The organism is Deinococcus cellulosilyticus NBRC 106333 = KACC 11606, assembly GCF_007990775.1.
GTDB lineage: Bacteria > Deinococcota > Deinococci > Deinococcales > Deinococcaceae > Deinococcus_C > Deinococcus_C cellulosilyticus.
Genome location: NZ_BJXB01000003.1, coordinates 93,827 through 114,698 on the forward strand (window position 1 = coordinate 93,827; position 20,872 = coordinate 114,698).

Here is a 20,872-nt window from a genome sequence, read left to right on the forward strand (position 1 = left end):
GCGACCGGCAGTCATTTGATCCAAATGGCTGCCGGTCTATTTTGTCTGGAGGTACAGGTTGAAGCACACAAGAACACAACTGATCCTGCTCCTGATGGGAGGACTCACGTTTGCCCAGCAGACGCAGGCTCCCAGGCTGGAACTGAAAAACCAGGTCTTCACCGTGGTGAGAACCGTCAAGGACGGCAAAACCACCGAAGAGCTGAAAGCCAGTAACGGCCTGCAAACGCCGGGACAGGTGGGTGTGTTGCGCCTCACCCTCAAGAATGTCTCGAAAGAGGTCCTGAAGAACATTCGTCCCAGACAGCCCCTCAACTCCTCCCAGGAATACCTGGCGGGTTCGGCCAGCAACAGCCACCCGGTGGAGTTCAGTTTTGATGGCGGAGAAACCTTCGCCCCCGAGCCCCTCTTCAAGACCGTCAGTGTGCAGGAAAACGGCAAGACGGTTCTCAAGAAGGTTCAGGTGAAACCCAGCGAGTACACCGATGTGCGCTGGAACATCCCTGAACTCCAACCCGGCCAGAGCGACGTTCTGGATCTCAGATACAAAGTCAGGTAACACCCTCAGGAGGAGGATTTCATGAGCAAGAAGTTTCTCGCACTTTCACTTGCACTGGCAGCCGCAGGGACTGCATTCGCCGCAGGCACGCCTGCCAACACCAAGATTCGCAACCAGGCTGTTGCCGACTTTACGGATTCCAGTGGCACCCGTCAGACCACCAAATCCAACGAGGTGCTGACGGTGGTGCAATCGGTGTTCCAGTACACCATCACCCCTGACGAAGCCACCACCGGAAACACCCCTGCCCGCAGCACCAGTGTGCCCAACACCGGAGCCCCCCGTTACTTCGCCTACTACGTCACCAACTCCGGGAACGCCACCGACCGCATCTTCCTGACCCCCACCCTGGCTGGAACCTCCACCATCGTCGGCACCCCCACCTTCAAGCTGTACTACGACTCCACCCCCAACGGACAGGTGGACAGCGGCGAAGTGGAACTCTCCAAAGTCAGCGGTGTGTACTACGTGGATGCTGCTGCCGACCAGACCGTCAACATCGTGGCCGAAGTGCGTCTGCCCGTGCAGGCCACTGTGGCAGGCACCCCCCGCGCCGACTACAACCTGGTCGGGGACAGCACCAACCTCACCGGTACCGGAGACGAGTTCGGCAACCAGAACAACACCGTCAGCATCAGTGTCAGCAACGACGCCTCCTTTGCCATCACCAAAGATGCCAACCTGGCCGACCTCGTGGACCGCAACGGCCTGCTGAAATACACCATCCAGGGCACCAACAACGGTGTGACTGCCGCCTCTGCTGTTGCTGTGACCGTGAACGGAGCCACCCGCTACGGCATCCTGATTCAGGACAACCTGCCTGTGAATGGTTCAGGCAACCAGCTGGAATTCCTCACCACTGCCCTCGGCACCACCGGTCCTGACAACTATGTGACCAGCGGTCGTGGCGTGGCCGTGCCCATCTACAACACCGGCACCCTTGCCGCTCCTGTCTGGACCACCACCTTCAGCAGCAGTGCGGTGTCCGTGGGCATGCTGATCCAGAACGATGCCACCGGAACCACCGACCCTGGTGCCTTCTTCCAGAACGGTGACCAGTTCACCCTGGCTTTCACCGTGCGGGTGGACAACGACAACAACGCCGCCAACACCCCCGATGCCAACATCCTCAAAGTCGGCACCCCCATCGACAACACCGCCACCGTCAAGTTCAAGAAGAACCCCCTCGACACCGGCACCACCACCCCCTCCAACACCCGCACCAACCACGTCGCTCCTGCTTACGCTGTTGCTGTCGGTCAGGATGACAGTGGCATCGCCGGAACCCAGGGTCTGGACAACAGCGGCACCGAAGAAACCTACACCACCGGGGGCAATGCCTACCTGGGCCAGACCTACACCTGGACCGTGTACCTCACCAACAACGGCAACACCGACGATCAGGTGCGCCTGAACCTGGATGGGGCCCTTCAGCTGCAGAACGCCACCATCTCCTACACCAACGGCACCTCCATCACTGCAGGCAGCTCCATCGCCATCGCACTGGGCCAGACCGTCACCCTGCGCGTGACCGGCACCATTCCCCTGAGTGCCACCACTGGCTCCCCTGCGGGCATCCGTCTGATTGCAGACTCCACCAACGTGGGGGGCACCATTGGCATCAGCGGCAAAGATGTAACCGTGGCTGGAGATGCAGCCGACACCGTGATCCTGCGCAGCCCCAACGTCACCAACCCCTACGCAGTGGATGGTGCAGTGGATGACGCCGCCGCCAGCAAGACCGGAGACGGTGACAGCAGCAACGACAGCACCAACACCGCCACTGCGCCTGCCCAGTACGTCAAGGTCAACCCTGGCACCACCGCCTACTACCCTGTGGAAATCCGCAACACCGGCACTGTGCAGGACAGCTACGATCTCGTGCTGCCCAGCGGTGCTGTGCTCCACACCTTCACCGACACCAACGGAGATGGCAACTGGGATGTGGGCGAACCCGTGGGCTCTGCAGTCAGCACCACCAGCCCCCTCAACCCCAATGCTTTCGTGAACCTTGTGCTGTCCTACCCCATTGCCAGCAACCAGGCCCCTGGTGACATCACCGTGCCTGTGCAGGCCAGAAGCACCACCCTGAACACTGTCTCTGACAGCTTCAACGTGATCTTCCAGGTGCAGGCCAACAACCAGGTGACCTTCACCCCGGACCGCACCGGCAGCGTGGTTCCCGGTGGTGTGGTGGAATACACCCACACCCTCGCCAACAACGGCAACACCTACGTCCAGTTCGACCTGGCTGCTGCTGGCACCAGTGGCACCAGCGACAAGGGCCTGATCTACACCTACACCACCGACGGCACCACCTACGTGATTGATCCTGCGGCCAGCGCCATCTGCGTGGCCCCCGGAGGCACCTTCAATGTGAAGGTCCGCGTGGAAGCCCCCTCCAGTGTGCCCATCGGCACCGAAGACCCCGAAATTCTCTCTGGGGTTGCAGGCTTCTACACCGATGCCACCTGCACCACTGCCGTGGCCGGAGCAGGAACCCAGACCCTCTCTGTGACCGACACCACCACCGTGGTGGGCACCCTGATCAAGGTCGAGAAGAAAGTCAAGAACCTCGGTCCCAAAGTGGTGGATGCTGGCTACTCCGACAACAACACCGCCTACCCCGGCGACACCCTGGAGTACAAACTGGACGCCTACAACAACGGCAACCTGGACGTGTACGCCCTGGTGGTCTCTGACCAGATGCCCACCGACACCACCTTCGAAGCGTTCGAAGTGAACACCTCCAGCCTGCCTGTGGCCACCAACGTGCTGGTGTCTGCCGACTACGATCCGCTGAACCCCACCGCTGCCACCTGGGTGGACTTCGACACCATCGATGGGGACAACGACAACATCGTGACCGCTTCCGAGTGGGCTGCTGCTTTCCCTGCTGCCACCTTCAGCACCCTGGTGGTCGGTTTTGACACCGACGGTGACGGCAGCATCGAGTACAGCAACACCGAAGACAACATCCAGCCTGCCAAGGGCGCAACCGTGCTCTTCCGGGTCAAAGTCAAATAAGCCTCTTCTCAGGGGCACTCTGATCAGGGTGCCCCTTTTTTTAAATCCACCTTTTCTTTCCCACAAACCCAGAATCGATTTTTCACACCCTCAAGGAGACCCTGATATGCCTGCTTCCCTGCGAAACCTGATGCTGACCATCCTGAGCCTGCTGGCTCTCGGACAGGCCCAGGCCCAGACCGAAGCGGGCAGCTCCATTGAGAACCAGCTGAAAACGCAGTACAACGAGAGTTTTCCCGGCAACCCCCGCTCTCAGGGGTTCTCCAGAACGGTGACCACCACCGTTCTGGGGCTCTGCGCACCCAGAATTCTCCCGGATGGCACCGTGAGCAATCCCGGTCAGGTCATTTCCAGCATTGCTGGAAGCCGCGCCATCCTCAGTTACACCGTGTTCAACCAGGGCAATGGGGCTTTTTCCCTGCCCCTCTCGGTCAAAGCCCTGGATGGCTGGACCGCCCAGAGCATCAAAATTTTTCATGACCTGCAAAACGATGGGGCCATTGACCCCACCGACCCGGAAATCACGGCCATTGACCTGAAAGCCGGTCAATCTGCACGGGTGCTGGTGCAGGTGCAGACCCCCTTCAGCACCTCAGGCAGTGCCCATTTTGATCTTCAAGCCCTGTGCACAGATGGTCTGGGCACCAAAACCGACAATGGTAACGTGGGCCGGGTGACCCTCACTGCTGAATCTGCCGTCAAACTGGACAAGCAGATGACCCTCACGGAAGTTCGCAAAGACGACGAGGTGACCGTCAAACTGAAAGTCACCAACACCGGATTTGACGACCTGCAGAACGTGCAGGTGATGGATCGCCTCGACCAGGAAGGCCTGCAGGGCATGGCCTACGTGCCCGGGTCTCTGGAAGTGGTCAGCGGTGTGAAGCCCTTCCCTGGAGCCCTGTATTTTGACAGTGGAAACCAGGCCGTGTCGGTCATCTTTGACCGCATCCCCAGAGCGGGCATCCGTGAAGTGCAGTTCAAACTGAAAGTCCTTTCTGCTGCCCTGCTGGGAAACCGGGTGAACAGTGCCCAGGTGCAGGCGGCATCCAGCACCGATCCTTCAGTGCTGGTCTCTGCAGATTCCAGTTTTGCCTTCAAGGTGCTGAACCGCCCCGAAATCTGGCTGGGGCCACTGTCCCAGCCCCAGGCCGCAGAAATGACCGATGCAGACATGCAGCAGGGCAAAATCACTGCCCAGGGCAAGGAGCTCTGCATGGGGCACACCGTGCTGAACGCCGCCCAGATCAGTGATGTGGTGTCCATTGCCGTGGAATCCATCAACCCTGATGTGCAGGTGCGTATTCTGTCTGCGCAGGGCACCCCACTTCCTGCAGAAATCCCCCTGGAACCCACCCAGAGCCTGAACTTCCAGACCTGTTACACCACGAGCACCCCCACAGAAAGCACCTTCGATGTGGTCTGGAAGGCCACCTCAAAACTGGGGGCCACCCCGAACCGCACCCTGGACCGCATCACCGTGCAGTACCCCCCGGAAATCTGGCTCGGTCCACTTTCCCTGCCGAAAGCTGCCGAACTGACCGAGGAAGACACCGTGCATGGTGAAATCCTTGCCCGCAACCTGATGGAATGTCTGGACCACACCGTGCTGAACGCTGCGGGTGTGACGGACACCGTGACCCTCACCCTGGAAGACATCAACGACACCCCGGTGTTGAACAGCACAGATGTGAAGTTTGACTTCTATCAGGGCACCAGCAAACTCACCCTTCCGGTGAAGTTCACCCTTCCTGCTGGGGGCAGTGAGAACTTCCGCATCTGCTACACCCGGGTGTCCAGCAAACAGACCCCCTTCAGTGTCCGTGTGGTTGCTGCTTCGGACCGGGGTGGGGTGAACCGCTCTCTGGACAGCCTGAGCCACGCCGTGCTGGGGCCAGACCAGAAGCTGAACCTGCAGAAATCCCAGTCTGTTGCGGCGGGCACCAAACTGCTCCACGGTGAGGAGTACACCTACACCCTCAGCCTCACCAACAAACTGCCCTACACCCTGACCGAACTCCTGGTCACCGACCTGCTGGACCCCAATCTGGATTACATCAGCATGGAAGTGCTGCTGGATGGCACTGTGCAGCCCGACGTTCAGGTGGTCCGCACCGAACTGAAAGACGAGCAGGGGAAACGCACAGCCACCCGTCTGGAATGGAAGATTCCTGCGCTGGACCCAGAGCAGATCGCAGAGATCCGCTTCAAAGTGAAAGTGCACCCGGATGCCCGTGATGGTTACGTGCTGGACAATGCCTTCACTGCAGATGCCCTGGAACTCGTTGCCCCCCTCGAATCGAACCACGTGCAGGTGCTCCTGTGGTCCACCGCCCTGCTGCTCAAGAAAGAAGCCGACAAAAAAGTGGTGGAGTACGGAGATGTCCTCAACTGGACCCTCACCCTCACCAACCCCGCCAGCACCGTGACCGTGCAGGATGTGATGCTGGAAGACCTGCTGCCCAGAGGACTGGTGTACATCCCTGGCAGCACCCAGTGGAAGCTGGAAAATGCGGGTGCTGCAAATCAACCCATGCACACCGCTCCAGATCCGGTGCAGCAGGGACAGTTGCTGCGCTGGGGTCAGAGTGCCCAGTCCACCCTGCCTGCCCTGCCTGCCCAGGCCCGACTGGTCCTCACCTTCAGCACCCGCGTCACCCCCGAAGTGGGCGATGAGATCATCAACGGGGCCACCGCCATCGGATGCGGCCTGAAAGACCCCAACCTGAACCAGTGCGTGGTGACCGTGGCCTCCAACAGTGGTGGGGTGTCCACCGCCACCGTGCAGGTGAAGAGCGCCCTGTTCAAAACCCCAGCCCTGCTGGTGGGCCGCGTGTACGTGGACCGGGATGAGGACCGCAAGTATGACCCTGCCATCGATCAGCCCCTGAAAAACGCCCGGGTGGTGCTCTCGAGTGGCCGCTCCATCACCACCGATGCAGAAGGCAGATACAGTGCAGACGGCATCCAGACCGGCATCTGGGCCCTGCGTCTGGACCCCTTCAGTGCACCCTACACCCCCGAAGCCATGCCCGAAGACCGGGGCAAACCCGGAAGCCGCAACCTGATGATCGCTGGACTCACCACTGTGGATTTCCCCTTGCTCCCCTCCAGTGCCGATGTGCGCACCTTCCGCACCACCCGTCTGCAATACGGTCCGCTGACCGTTCAGAAAACTGTGCACCCCGCCGGGAATAATGAATACATCGTGACCGTCAAGCTCACCGCCACCCAGGACCTGCCCGACTTCCAGATCACCGACCTTCTCCCGGAAGGTGCGACCCTGCTGGAAGGGGAAGCCGCACCCCAGTTCGAAGTGCTCTCTCAGGGAGACCACCTGCTGGATTACCGGATTCATTTCGAGGGTGCGTGGTCGGGAGCCCTGACCGATCCACAGGTGCGCTGGAGGTACCCATGAAACGCCTGCTCACCCTCTTCCTGATGCTCGGGGCCACCCAGGCCCTGGCCCAGAACACCGCCACCACCCTTCCCATCACCAGTGTGGGAAATGGCCTGAAATGGGAAGCCAGAGAAGAACAGCTGATCGTCCGGGTGCTGCAGAAAGGCCCTGTGCGCCTGCAGCTGTATGGGGCCAGCTTCGACTCCGAAGATTACCGCAGCAAGACCTACTTCGGGGATGAACGCTACGACCTGAATGCCGTGACGTCCATCTTCACCCTGACCGACAGCACTGGACGGGTCCTCAAGCAGCAGGTGTACGCCGGGGGCAAGCAAAACTGGTCCACCTTCTACCAGCAGGACCTGCAGCCCGGAGATTACCTGCTCACTGTGACCACCAGTGGGTACGGCAAGAACACCTTCCAGGTGAAGGCCGACAGTGCCAACGCCCAGGTGATTGTGAAAGGGGCCAGCCTGAACGTGCGCGGTCAGGCCTGGATTCCTGTGATGACCCTGGAACTGCTGCCCCCTCTGCAGGATGAAGTCAGCCTGCGCCTGTACGATGGGGACGGCCTCATGGAGATGGACGCCCAGATCATGACCCCCTCGGGTCGGGTGTTGCCCCTCAAGATTTCTGGAGACCTGCAGTGGGCAGACACCCCCCTCCCCAGAGAGGCCGGAAAATACGTGGTGTACGCCCGGCAGTCTCCGGAGGCAAAGCAGTTTTCCAACACCGTGCGTTTCGAACTGCTCCAGCGCAGCACGGAGAAACCTGCTCCCGTTCAGGAGACTCCGAAACCTGTTCTTCCAGAGCCCACCCCTCCTGCTCCCCAGGAACCCGTGGTGGAGGTGCCGGAAAAAACCGTGCCTGTCCAGCCTCCGGTGGAAGAGCCGCAACCTGTGGTGGTCACCCCTCCAGTGGCCCCTCAGCCTGTGGTGATTCCTGCCCCCCAGCCTTTTGTGATTGCCCGCAGCGAACCCGACCAGAAACAGGTGGGTCGCCTGCAGATCGAATCCGTGCTGGTGCTTCCCGATGAGGTGCAGCCCTTTTCCAGTCAGGTGAAAGTGGGCGATACCACCTTGCAGGTCAACAGGGGCAGCTTCGATGATGAATTCCCGGCCCAGAATTATGGCGTGCAGGCGGTCAGAATTCCGGGAACCACGGTCAATGCCCCTGCCAGTGTTTCCGTGCCCAACCAGGGCATCGGCAAGATCCGCGTTGAATACCGCCCTGAGGTCAGCCTGCGTCTGGTCGCAGACCGCGAGGTTCTGACTGAAGGTGAGGTGGTGGAGTTCACCGTGACAGGCAGCACCCAGTTCGGGGAGTACATCCCCGCAGAACTGGCCCTGATGCTGCCCGAAGGGTTTGAAGCCCTGGACCCCACCGAGTACACCTCACCCATCCGGGCAGGGGAGGGGGCCACCCTGGTGGTGCGTGCCCGCGCGGTGAAAGCTGGCACCTATGCTGTTCCGGCAACACTTGCCCCCTGGGAGAAGAAAAGCGCGGTGAACATCACCGTGATCCGCCCTGCGGAGTTGACCCTCAGCAAGACGGCCAGTGTGAAAGAAGCCGCTCCGGGCTCCACCGTGACCTACACCGTGACGGTCAGCAACGCCGGAGACGCCCCTGCGAAGAACATTCAATTGAAAGACGTGCTGCCTGTGGGCCTTTCTGGAAACAGTCTGGAAGAGACTTTTGATCTTGCAGGAGGCGAGCAGAAGACCTTCACCTATGACGCACAGGTCAATGTGGGTGCGCCTGAATGGATCACCAACACCGTGCAGCTCAGCGGTGCAGGTCTGGAAAAAACCCTGGTTTCCAAAAGTGACCTGCATGTGGCAAGGCTGCTCTTGCAGCGGTCCGCCCTCACCACCCCCAGCATTCCCGGTGAGGATCAGGAGGTGGTGCTGCAGCTCACCAACCCCTCCACCCTGCCTTTGCCTTTCACCCTCACAGACGACAGCACGGGCCTCCTGAGACCGGACAACGATGCCCGATTCTCGGGGTACCTGCAGCCTGGTGAGAGCCGCCGCTTCACCTACCAGGCCACCACCACCTTCGGGATTCAGCAGAAGGCTGTCCTCAAAGCGGTCCTTGAGAGCAACGGTGAGAAGCAGATTGCAGAAACCCCTTTCGAGCGGGTGCTGTTCTCCCTGAGCAAAACCGTGGATCAGCCGCGCACCGTGGTGGGTCGCCCGGTGAATTACACCATCACCCTCAAAAACCCCCTGAAGCGCGAGGTGGATGTCAAACTCTCCGGCAAGCACGATTCCGGTCTGGACATCGCCAGCGGAGAAAATGCCCTGCTCAGCTTCCAGCCACTTGAGGAAAAAGTGCTCGAAGTCTCTGCCCAGACAAAGCTGGTCGGAATCTTCGAGAACGTCGTGCAGCTCAGCAAGAACGGTGAGGCCATCTCCAACCCTGCTGTGGCGAAGGTGGAGGTCCTGCCCGAGTTGCTGCCCTTACGGGAATCCATCATCACCATTCCCTTCACCCAGAAGAGCCATGCTGGAACACTGGTCTTTGCCCAGGCCCTGCTCGAAGGGGCCACCTACGTCACGGGCAGCAGTGCCCTGAACGGGGAATCCCTGCCTGATCCCATGATCAGCGAGAAGGGCGTGATGTACTGGACGGTGCCCGCCTCGGTTTCGGGCAGCATCACCTACCGCCTGAGCCACACCACAGCCCTCAAAGACGTGCCTGCTCCCGGTCTGCTGGCGATCTACCCCAATGGCAGGCAGGAAGTGCTCTCTGGTGCGGTCAAATACGAGGATTACCTCGCTGCTGGAAAAGTGCAGGGCACCCAGACCAACGCAGGCCACATCAAACAGCCCCTCAGTGGCACGGTGGTCCGACAGCGGGACAGCATCAGCGTGGTGGTGGAAGGCACCGCCGACGAGGAACTGGTCCTGACGGTCAACGGTCAGCCGGTGGCAGCAGAACTGCTGGGCAAACGGGTGCTGGACCGGGGCAACAACCAGCAGCGTCTGGAGTACTCCGCCGTGCCCCTTCAGGTGGGTGTGAACATCCTGCAGGTCGGAGAAGAACAGATTCAGGTGATCCGTCCGGGCATTGCCCGCAACCTGCGTGTCACCCCCTTGCAGATCTACGCCGATGGCACCAACCCGATCCGCTTCAAGGTGGAAGTGGTGGATGAGGCGGGCGTTCCCACCGGAGAGGGCAACGTCACCCTGGAGGTGTCCAGCAGTGAAGTGGTGACGAAAGACAACGACCCCCTGATTGCGGGCTATCAGGTGTACCTGCAGGACGGAGCGGCCTACCTGGAGTTCCGCCCCCAGACCACCCCGCAGGACATCAGCCTGAACCTCAGCTATGGCAGCATTCGGTACAGTGGGAACTTCCGTCCACAGTTCACCCAGCGTCGCCTTGCCATTGGGCAGGCCAGCGTCGGGGTCAGCTTCTCCACAGGACTCGTGCAACTGCTGGGCCGGGCCTATTACGAAGGCCCCCTGTGGGAAGGGAAACTCTACATTGCTGCAGCCAGCGATGGCCTGACCCCCCTGCCAGACACCGCCCAGAACCAGGCGTTTCCCATCCGGGGCGACAACAGCACCAGTGAGCAGCAACTCTTCGGGATGGACCCGGTGGCTTTTGTCTATGACCATCCCAGCTTTGAAGTGGCCTACCGCCAGGGCAAGGTGCCCGTGGATTTTGTGGCCGTCCCCAGCAACAACACTACACTGACCGCGAGCACCAAAGGGAACAGCAGGTTCTCTGCGTTTGCTGCACTGGTCCCGGTGGCGCAGTTCACCACCGAAACCTTCCCCATGCTGGACCGGGGTTCCCGTTTCTTCCGCTTCGCCCAGATGTCTGTGCTGCCCGACAGCGAGCAGGTGACCCTGATCCGCACCGACCTGAAGAGCGGAGTGCAGGACCGCCAGGTGCTTGCAAAGTCCAGCTACCTGATGGAATACAACTACGGCTACCTGATCCTCAGCGATCTGGTGCTGCCCACCGACCTCGGGGACCTGGACACCCGTCACAGCCTCGAAGTGCGCTACCGCACGGCCACTGCTCCCAGTGAACGCCAGTTGCAGTGGGGTGCCCAGTACAGCCTGACGGACGGAAACCTGAAGGCCACCGCAGGTGTGGTGAACGTGGGCAACCACTACACCATCGGGGCAACGGCCAGTTACAGCGACAGAATCTGGACGGTGGGCGCTTCTGCCCTCACCGATCTGGAAGGCTACAAGTGGGACGCCAGTGCCTCCTACAAATCAGAGGACTTCACCGCCACTGCAAAAAGCGGTTTCCAGAGCGCAACCTACCAGGGCCTGGGAGGCACACAGGAGGGCTTTTATGCCCAGGTGGGCGTCAGCAAGACTTTTGATCGCAACTGGGGTGTGAGTGCCGGAGCAGATTACACGGTGCGCTCAGGGCAGGAAAACCTGAGCGTGCAGGCCGCTGCCACCTACAAAGCAGATGCCTTCAACGCCTCTGTGGGTGTGCGCCAGCTTTTTGGCACCCAGAACAGCACCTTCATGGAGGCCGGACTGGGCTACGACACCCGCCCTTTCAGTGTGAACCTCAAGCACGCCCAGAACCTGCAGGATTCCAGCCAGTCCGTGACCTCCCTGAAAGCCCGCTACCAGATTCAGGACAATGTGGCTTTTGTGGCCACCGACGAATACACCTGGAATGGGAACAACAAAGCTGCGGTGGGTCTGGAAACCCGCAGCGACAGCACCAACCTGTCGGTGTACTACGACCTGCCCACCGCTTCTGGCGATGGAAACCGTGCAAGGCTCAGTGCCGACACCAAACTGCCCCTCTCTGCCAGCTGGTCTGTGGACCTCAAAGGTGGAATGGACCGCAACTTCAACAGCGGAACCAACAACTACGTGTTCGGGACCACCTTCCGCTACCAGGGAGAGGGACTGGTGGGCAGCCTGGGCACCGATCTGGGCCTGAACAGCAAAGGGGAACTCTCCGTGCTGGTCAAGACGGGCCTCACCGCCAGTGTCAGCAATGTGCTCACCCTCTCTGCCGACTACCAGCAGAAATTCGGAGCGGAAGCAGGCAAGCAGGCCAGTGTGGGCTTTGCAGCCCGTGCAGCCCAGTGGAACGCTCTGGGCTACCTGAAGTACGCCGATGGCTCCATGGGAGGAAATGCCCCTGCACTCACCGCACGGGTTGCAGGCAGCTATTTCCTGCCTGACTGGCAACTGCGCGCAGGACTGGACCTCAAGTACCCCCTCATGGACCCCGAGGGTTTCACCTACCAGGTGTACGCCGGGGGCACCTATTACTTCACCGATGCTTTCGGTATTGGAGCCAACGTGCGGATGCTTTCCACCCCTGCGGTGAACAGCTACACCTATGGGTTTGGGCTGGAAGCCTCTCTGCGCATGCTGGAAGGCCTGTGGCTGACCGGAGGGTACAACTTCAAAGGGCTGGACAGCGCACCCAACATTGAAGCGAGAAGCGGGTTCTACGTGAGGCTCGACTTCCTGCTGGACGAAATGACTTTCGGAGGAGAATAAAATGTTTTGCACTGCATCTTCAGGTTTGAACCGTGCAGGAAGGGGGCGTATTGCTGGCATCTGGCAGTCCCTCCTGAAATGCCTGCTGCTCCTCCTGTTTGTGGGGTCTGCTGCACAGGCCCAGACCACCACCCTGAAAATCACCCCCATCACCTGGGACATCATCGGTCTGGACTCCAACAACGTGAACACTGGCCCCAACGTCTTTGTGGTGGGGGCACGGGTCTGCAACATTGGCAGCAGCACCGCCACCAATGTGACTGCGCAGTTCCTCAAGACCGGGACCAACAACCCCTACATCAACCTGCAGGACCTGGACAGTTACAGTGTGGCCTCCCTGCCTGCCGGGGTCGATCCCAACCCCACCGGCAGAAAAACCTACATGTACCCCAACCCCACCCAGACCAGCATTCCTGCCAACTGTTTTGATTTTTACTTCAACGGGGTGATCACCCGCACCACAGATGCGTACACCACCAAGCAGGATTACATCATCCGGGCCACGGCCACCAATGCCAGCACCGTGCAGACCCCCTCTGGACGTGCCCTTTACATCGAGAAACTGGTGTCCCAGAACCGCAACTCGGTCAAAAGCCTCACGGGTTCCACCACGGTTGAGGTGGGCAAAACCTACCAGTACACCCTGGTGGTGGACACGGCCACAGGCGGGTACGAGCAGATTGAGCACTTCCCCAACTTTCCCAACAACCAGTTCCAGATCCTGAAAATCGAAACCTCTTACGATGAGCCTCCAAATCAGAAAAACCAGATCGCCTGGGGGGACGCCTGCGGCTGGAATTACGTTTACGATTACAGCAAGAGCAACCCCAACCAGAGCTTTTGCGGACCTGTTTCTGGCTACAACATCACTGGAGGCAAAGCCGGGGGGAACCCCATCACCACGGTTTACACCGTCAGGATTCTGGGTCCCGGGAACGGGGCCATCAACAACCTGATCTACGATTTCTCGGGCAGCAGTTACCACTACAACAGCGATTACAACACCGGTGGAACCATGAATTTCACCTCGGTGTTTCCCCCCAACCTGACCGTGACCAAGAGCACCAGCACCCCGGTGGTTGCCCGGATCAGTGGGGCCACCGCCAGTTACAGCATCACAGTCTCCAACGCTGCCACCGACAGTGGCACCGCCACCAGTGTGGTGATCAGTGACCCGCTTCCCACGGGGTTCACCTATGCGTCAACAGGCACGGTGGTGCTGTCTGGTGGAGCCACCCGCACCACCACCAGCAACCCCACTTCGGGCAGCACCACGCCCAGCTGGGGAAGCTTCACCCTGCCTGCTGGAGCCAGTGTCACCATTCCTTTCACGGTGAATGTCTCGACCAGTGCAGCACTCACCACCCACCAGAACGGGGTGACTGCCACTTACACCAGTCCGGACGGCACCACCGGCAACCAGAGGACCTACAATTCAGCGAGCAGCACTGCTGAAGATGTGACCCTGATCAATCCTTTCGATTTCGGTGATGCCCCCACCGCCAGTCCTTACAACTACGGAAGTGCCAGCCATCTCGTTGGTGGAGGGTACCTGGGTCTCGGGGTGGACACCGAGTCGGCCAACCAGCCCACCACGGCAGCCAATGGGGACGACCTGAACGGCACCGATGACGAAGATGGCGTGACCCTCAACCCTGCTCTGGGGAGCAATTACAGCACAGTGGCCCTGGCGGGCAGCAGCAACGTGATGTCTGTGGTGGCCTCTGCATCAGGGTTTGTGAATGCCTGGATCGACCTCAACCTGGACGGGGATTTTCTGGATGCCGGGGAGCAGGTCCTCACCAACCAGGCCGTGGTTGCAGGAAGCAACAGCCTGAACTTCACCCTGGGCAATGCTGTGCGGCACGGGGTCAGTTACCTGCGGGTGCGTTACACCACCAGTGCTGTGGGCTCTCCATCACCCGTCGGGCAATTGAACAGCGGTGAAGTGGAGGATCACCAGATCAACCTGGCCGTTCCGATGCCTTCTGGTCAGTGTGGGGTGGGCCTCGACAATGGAGGGTTTGAGTCCCTCTCGGTGCCCCTGAGCACCTACATCATCACCGAAAAAACCAATGTGCCGGGCTGGAACACCACCGCCACCGACAACCAGATCGAAATCTGGAAGTCTGGATTCAATGGGGTGCCTGCTTTCGCAGGAGGCCAGTTTGCAGAACTGAACGCCAACATGGTCTCCTCGCTGTACCAGGATGTGGTGACCGTACCCGGGCAGGTGGTCCGCTGGACTTTCGCCCACCGGGGCCGCCTCGGGACCGACACCCTGCGCCTCAGGGTGGGCGCTCCCACCACCAGCATTGCTTCCATGACCCTGCTGCAGACGGCCTCCGATGGCACCAGTGGATGGGGATTCTACACCGGAAGTTACACCGTTCCTGCCGGACAGTTTGTCACCCGCTTTGCCTTCGAGTCGGTTTCTGCCTCTGGAGGAGACCCCACCTTCGGAAACTTCCTGGATGCCGTCTCCTTCGCTGCCCCCTGCAATTTCTCAGGCACCATTTTTGAGGACTACAACTATGGGGGAGGGGCAGGGCGCAACTTCAACAGCGGTCAGGGCATGGCCGGAGTGCCTGCCAGAGTGGAACTGTACAACGCAAATGGCAATTACATGCTCAGCACCACCGCAAGCAGCACCGGAGCGTACAGCTTTGATTTCTCCCTGCTGGGGACCCATTACATCCGTGTGGTGAACAGCACGGTGCAATCCAGCCGCAGTGGGTACACCAGCAGCCTGATTCCAGTGCAGACCTACCGTTCTGTGTACACCTCGGGAAGCGTCACGGGCGTTTCAAACGAGGTGGGGGGCCGGGCACCCGCTTCTGTGGATGCGGCTTCTGGAGCATCCGGTGCAGTGCTGGACACCACCGCCTTCACCCTTTCCAGTGGAGGGCAGGTCCAGACGGTCAGCCCCATTGATGTGATCCAGACCTCGGTGAACGTCACGGGCGTGAACTTCGGCTTCAACTTTGACACCATTGTGAACACCAACAGGACCGGGCAGGGCTCTCTTGCCCAGTTCATCACCAACGCCATCACCCTCGGAGGGGAAACCAGCCTGGCCCAGTCGGGAAACCGCAGGACCACTGCAGGGACCAGTGAATCCCTCCCAGCAGGTTACGAGAGCAGCATCTTCATGATTCCTGCGGCCCAGCACACCAGTGGGGTGGCGATCATCAACCTCTCAGGGGCCTCCGATCCAGCCCTCCCCAGCATCCTTGGGGCCAATGCGGTGCGGACCATTGTGGATGGGACCACCCAGACCGCCAACATCGGCAACACCAACAGCGGTGTGCTCGGTGCTGGAGTGACGGTGGGCACCGGGAACGATGGTCAGGAAGGTGGGGGAGATGATCCCACGCTGGCCCAGGTGCAGCGTCCAGAAGTGCAACTGACCGGGCGTTTTGGCATCAACGGCCTGTGGGTCGGGGCAAACAATGTCTCCCTGCGCGGTCTGGCTGTTCGGGGCTTCGGGCAGAACAGCACCACCAGCAACCACGGGGATGTGGTCATTGATGGGGCCAGCAACGTGACCATCGAAGGCATGATCCTTGGAACAACGGCGAGCAGTTTCAGCGATCCTGGCGCAGGGAACCGCAGCAGCAACGGCATTGTGATCTGGAGTGGCGCAGTCAGCAACCTGACCCTTCAGAACAACCTGATTGGTTTCATGGAGCGCAGAGGCATTGCTGCCACCGGAAACACCCTGCAACTCGACACCGTGCTGATCCAGCAGAACGAAATCCGCTCCACCAACCGCCTCGGGACCACCCAGGGCGGAGGGATTGAACTGAACCCCAACTACAGCCCTTCTGGGACGTACCACCGCCTCATCACCATCAGGCAGAACCTGATCACCGGGGTGGGCACAGGGGATTCAGGGATCGAACTGGGTTACACCCCCAGCGACACCGTCAAACGCATCGAGGACAACACCATCAGCAACAATGCTTTTGGTGGGATCAGCCTGTCTCTGGACACGGCCACAGGAACGGCCACCTTCAACAGCAGCACCGTGCGGGACTACATTCTGCACAACGTGATCACCGGAAACCAGACCGGTGTGCAGATTTACGCTGCAGGCACCATCTCTGCCCTGAACAACAAGACCATCTCCCAGAACGCCATCTATGACAACACGGCCCTGGGGATCGACCTGAGACAGGACGGGGTTTCGGCCAACGATGGGGGGCTCACCACGGCCCAGCCCAACCAGATGATCGATTACCCGATCATCACCTCCAGTGTGCTGACCGGAAACAGCCTGCAGCTCAGAGGGGTGGTGGGTGGAAACCTGCCCAGCAACGCCATTCCCACCCCCAACAACTCCACCTTTGCTGGCGTGACCGTTGAGTTCTTCATTGCAGACAACAATCCGGCCAACCAGAACGGACCTGTGCTGGTCAGCGACACCCTCAGCAAACCACACGGTGAAGGGGCCATCTACATTGGTCAGGGCACTGCAGATGCCAGCGGAAACTTCAATGTGACCCTGACTTTGACTGCCGCTCAGGTGACGGCTCTGGGCACGGCCACCAACGTCACGGCAACCGCCACCAGTGCAGCAGGAGCCACCTCCGAGTTTGGTCCGGTGTACCTGTTCAATCAGGTGTCCGGAACGGTCTTTGAAGATGTCAATTACGGTGGAGGGGCAGGTCGGGATTACGCCACCTCCAACACCAGTGCCCAGAACGGGGGCAGCGGTTTTGCTGCCGGAGCCATCGGACGGGCAAATGTGACCGTTGAGGTGTACGACAGTGCCGGGAATCCCGTGGACCTCAATCCAGGAACCGCAGGTGTGCAGAACAGTGTGACCACCCAGGCAGGAGGCACCTACAGCATCGGGCTCTTTGAAGGCAATTACCAGATCCGCGTGGTGAACAGCACCCTGACTTCCGTGCGCGCCACCTCTGGAACGGGATTGATTCCGGTCCAGACCTACCGGACGAATGCCTCGAGTGGAACTGCTGTGGCCGTCACCAACAGGGTTGGAGGAGAAAACCCTGCAGAAGTGGACGCTGCAGCAAACGCCAGCAGCACCCTCAGCGCCCTGAACGCCCAGACGGGCATCGAAGTGCAGTCCATCAGCCTCGTGAACCTCAACGCAGGGAACGTCAGCGGGGTGGATTTCGGCTTCAACTACGACACCATCGTGAGCACCAGGGACAGCGGTCAGGGGTCCCTGAGGCAGTTCGTGCTCAATGCCAATGCCCTTGGCGATGAGAGCAAACTGGCCCAGAGCGGCAACCGCAAGAAGCTCGACAACACCAACGAGGCCCTCCCCGCAGGGAAGGAAAGCAGCATCTTCATGGTGCCTTCTGGCCAGCTCACCACCGGAGTGGTTGTCATCACCCTGAGCAGCACCGTGCAATTCACCGGAACCAACAGCCCCAACGCCATTCTGGATGCCACCACCCAGACCGTGAACATCGGGGACACCAACAGCCAGGCAGCGAACGGCAGGACGGATCAACTGGGCACCGGGGGCACAGTGGGCCTCGGGCCAGATGCCGTGGCCAGCAGTGGCGACGAACTGGTGCTGAACAAAGTGTTCCGTCCAGAAGTGGAAATCAAAGCAGGCAGCGGGGTTCCTGGCGTGGGTCTGAGGCTCTCTGCCAACAACATCACCGTGCGTGGGGTGTCCATTTACGGGTTTGGCAGCTCGGCCAACAGCGACAACAATGCCAACATCCAGATCGACGACACCTTTGTGAACACCCTGATCGAGCAGAACTGGATCGGCCTGCAGGCTGCACGCACCGCTTTCGATTGCTCTGCCACTGCTGCCACAGCGGTTTCTACCGGAACCGGAGACAACATCCGCAGCGTTGGGGGAGACAACGGCACCGTGCGATACAACCTGATCGGATGCAGTGCCGGAAAAGGCTTTGGGGTGGAAAACAGCTCCACAGGCTGGCAGATCATCGGAAACGAAATCCGGGGGAACGCCATCCTCAACCGCCACCTGGATGGCATCGACATCGAAAACGGTGCTTCCGGAAGTGCCACTGTGCGGGGCAACCTGATCACCGCCAACTGGGGGGTGGGAGTGGACTCCTACTCGGGCGCAGGAAGCAACACCATCGAGCAGAACACCATTGACGGCAACGGCATCGGCATTTCTGGAGGAAGCCCCCTCGAAGATGCAGGCATCCGGCTTTACGGAAGTGGCAGCACCGTTCAATTCAACGTGATCCGCAACAACGTGGGATCGGGTGTGCAGATCCAGGTGGGCAGCAACAACAATGTGATCACCCGCAACTCGATCCACAACAACACCAAGATCGGCATCGACCTCCTGAAAACCGGGGACGATGAAACCAAAGGCACGGACCCTTATTACACCATCAACGACTCAGGCGACACGGACACGGGCGGCAACGACCTCCTGAACTTCCCGGTCTTCACCACGGCCACCTTGCAGGCAGGAAACCTGGTGGTCCAGGGGTACGCCCGTCCTGGCGCAGCCATTGAACTGTTCATTGCCAGCCCTGATCCCAGTGGCTTTGGTGAAGGGCAGACCTACCTCGTGACCCTGACCGAAGGCTGTGCTTCAGTCGCCACCTGCCTTTATCTGGATCAGGACAGCACCACCGGATCTTACGGACCGGGTGCAGTGAATGGCACCCCACAGGGCCAGGACAGCACCAACCGGTTCCAGTTCAGCATTCCGGTGGGAAGCCTGCTGGCCTCTGTCAGCGTGGGAACCCAGCTCACCGCCACCGCAACCCTGGGCGGCAAGACCTCGGAGTTCAGCGGTCTGGTGACCATCAGTGTCGGAGGGTTCACCGTCTCTGGCAACGTGTACGAGGACCTGCAACCCAACGGCACCCGCGAAGCCACAGAAAGCTGGGCCACGGGCACCACCGTTTACGTGCACCTGATCCAGGGCGGCAATGTGGTGGCAACCACCACCGTGAATGCTGGGACCGGAGCTTTCTCCTTCTCCAACATCGGCAACGGGACGTACACCCTTGCAGTGTCCAGTGTCTCTGGTGTGGTCAGCAGTCCTGCTCCTGCCATTCAGGCCCCCACAGGCTGGCTGTACATGAATCCCGATTCTGGCAGCAAACAGGTGGATGTGGCTGGAAACGTGAGCAACCAGAACTTCGGGCTTTATCACGGCTCCAGGCTCACCGGACGGGTGTTCTACGACAATGCCCATGGTGCAGCAAGTGCTGCAGATGAAAGCAAGGCCAACAACGGCATTCAGGACCTGCAGGAAAAAGGTGCTTCTGGCGTCACGGTGAAAGCCACTGCTGGAACGGGAACCGTTACGGCTGTGACCGATGGGAGCGGCAACTTCCAGATCTACCTGCCCCACCAGCAGTTCGGGGGTCAACTGGTCATCGTGTCCCACAATGTGCAGCCTGCCACCGGAAACAACATCAACAACAGCACGTCTGTGGTGCTCGCCTCTGCCCTGAACGATGGTCTGGCGTCCAGTCGGGTGTACAGCAACACCAGTGGTCAGGTGTACGGCAGCTTCTACTTCGGGGTTTTGAGTCCTTCTGCCTGGAGGCCCGATCAGAGCGGGACCACCAGCAGCCCTGGCATCATTGATTACACCCACTCGTACATTCCGCAAACCCTCGGTGCCCTGAACTTTGCCACCACCGGAAACCTGTTCTATGCGGTCTATGGCGACCTCAACTGCGATGGAACCCTCACCGATGCCGAGAAGAACGTCAATGTGCTGGTCAACCCTGTGCAGGTCGGGTACAGCTGGCCGCGCCTGAGTGACGGCAGCTTCAAACCCTGTGAATACCACGTGCTGGTGAGCGTCCCCTCCAACCTTGCCGCCAACTCCGTCGATAAAGTGAGGGTCAAGGCAGAACTCACCTGGCAGAACAACACCAGCGTCAAAGATCCCCTGTATCTGCTGGACACCACCACCACCCGCACCCTGGGCAACGGAGGCAAACTCAGCCTGACCAAGGGCCTGCGCAACATCACCCAGGGAGAAACCTCCTACACCACCAGCAACGGAGGCAAGGTGGGGGAAACCATCGAGTACAAGATCACCTTCACCAACTCTGGAGACACCGTGATCACCGACATCGTGCTCGGGGACAACATCCCCTACTTCACCGACCTGCTGCAGAACATGTATGGAGCCACAGGAGAGATGGAACTGCACTGCCCGAATGGCGCTGTGGTGAATGTCCACCTCGGGGTGGTCGGTGTGATTGATCTGCCCCTGAATTTGCCCACCAGTTGCAACATCACCCAGATGGCCCCGGGAGATTTCGGGTACTTCCTGTATCAGGTGAAAATCCGCTGATTCCAGCACCCTGGACACCCGCACCCCGGCCACCTGCCGGGGTGTTTCTGTTGAAAAGCGCTGTCAATGGGGAAAATCCTGAT

5 protein-coding genes are annotated in these 20,872 nt (G+C 60.1%); all 5 read left to right on the forward strand.

The features are described from left to right. Positions 1–58: 58 nt before the first annotated feature. The 5 genes from DC3_RS04305 (at position 59) to DC3_RS04325 (ending at position 20,789) form a co-directional block, all read left to right on the forward strand. Positions 59–559: a hypothetical protein gene (locus DC3_RS04305; RefSeq protein ID WP_146882666.1), complete on the forward strand. Its 501-nt coding sequence runs from the start codon at positions 59–61 to the stop codon at positions 557–559. 21 nt (positions 560–580) lie between these two features. Beyond that, complete coding sequence (locus DC3_RS04310; protein ID WP_146882668.1) at positions 581–3,586, forward strand: hypothetical protein; 3,006 nt, start codon at positions 581–583, stop codon at positions 3,584–3,586. Positions 3,587–3,692: 106 nt separating this feature from the next. Beyond that, positions 3,693–7,004, forward strand: coding sequence for a DUF11 domain-containing protein (locus DC3_RS04315; RefSeq protein ID WP_146882670.1), 3,312 nt, complete (start codon positions 3,693–3,695; stop codon positions 7,002–7,004). After that, the gene (locus DC3_RS04320; RefSeq protein WP_146882672.1) at positions 7,001–12,490 is read left to right on the forward strand and encodes a DUF11 domain-containing protein; all 5,490 of its coding nucleotides are present in this window, start codon (positions 7,001–7,003) and stop codon (positions 12,488–12,490) included. Before DC3_RS04315 ends, DC3_RS04320 begins: the two co-directional genes overlap by 4 nt. A 1-nt stretch (position 12,491) precedes the next feature. Then, positions 12,492–20,789 (forward strand): beta strand repeat-containing protein, encoded by an 8,298-nt coding sequence (locus tag DC3_RS04325; protein ID WP_146882673.1) that lies wholly within the window; start codon positions 12,492–12,494, stop codon positions 20,787–20,789. The last annotated feature ends 83 nt before the right edge of the window (positions 20,790–20,872 follow it).

Excerpts from the sequence above, each read along its gene's own strand:
- DC3_RS04310 (WP_146882668.1), top strand. The coding sequence starts at position 581 with ATGAGCAAGAAGTTTCTCGCACTTTCACTTGCACTGGCAGCCGCAGGG.
- DC3_RS04315 (WP_146882670.1), top strand. The coding sequence starts at position 3,693 with ATGCCTGCTTCCCTGCGAAACCTGATGCTGACCATCCTGAGCCTGCTG.
- DC3_RS04320 (WP_146882672.1), top strand. The coding sequence starts at position 7,001 with ATGAAACGCCTGCTCACCCTCTTCCTGATGCTCGGGGCCACCCAGGCC.
- DC3_RS04325 (WP_146882673.1), top strand. The coding sequence starts at position 12,492 with ATGTTTTGCACTGCATCTTCAGGTTTGAACCGTGCAGGAAGGGGGCGT.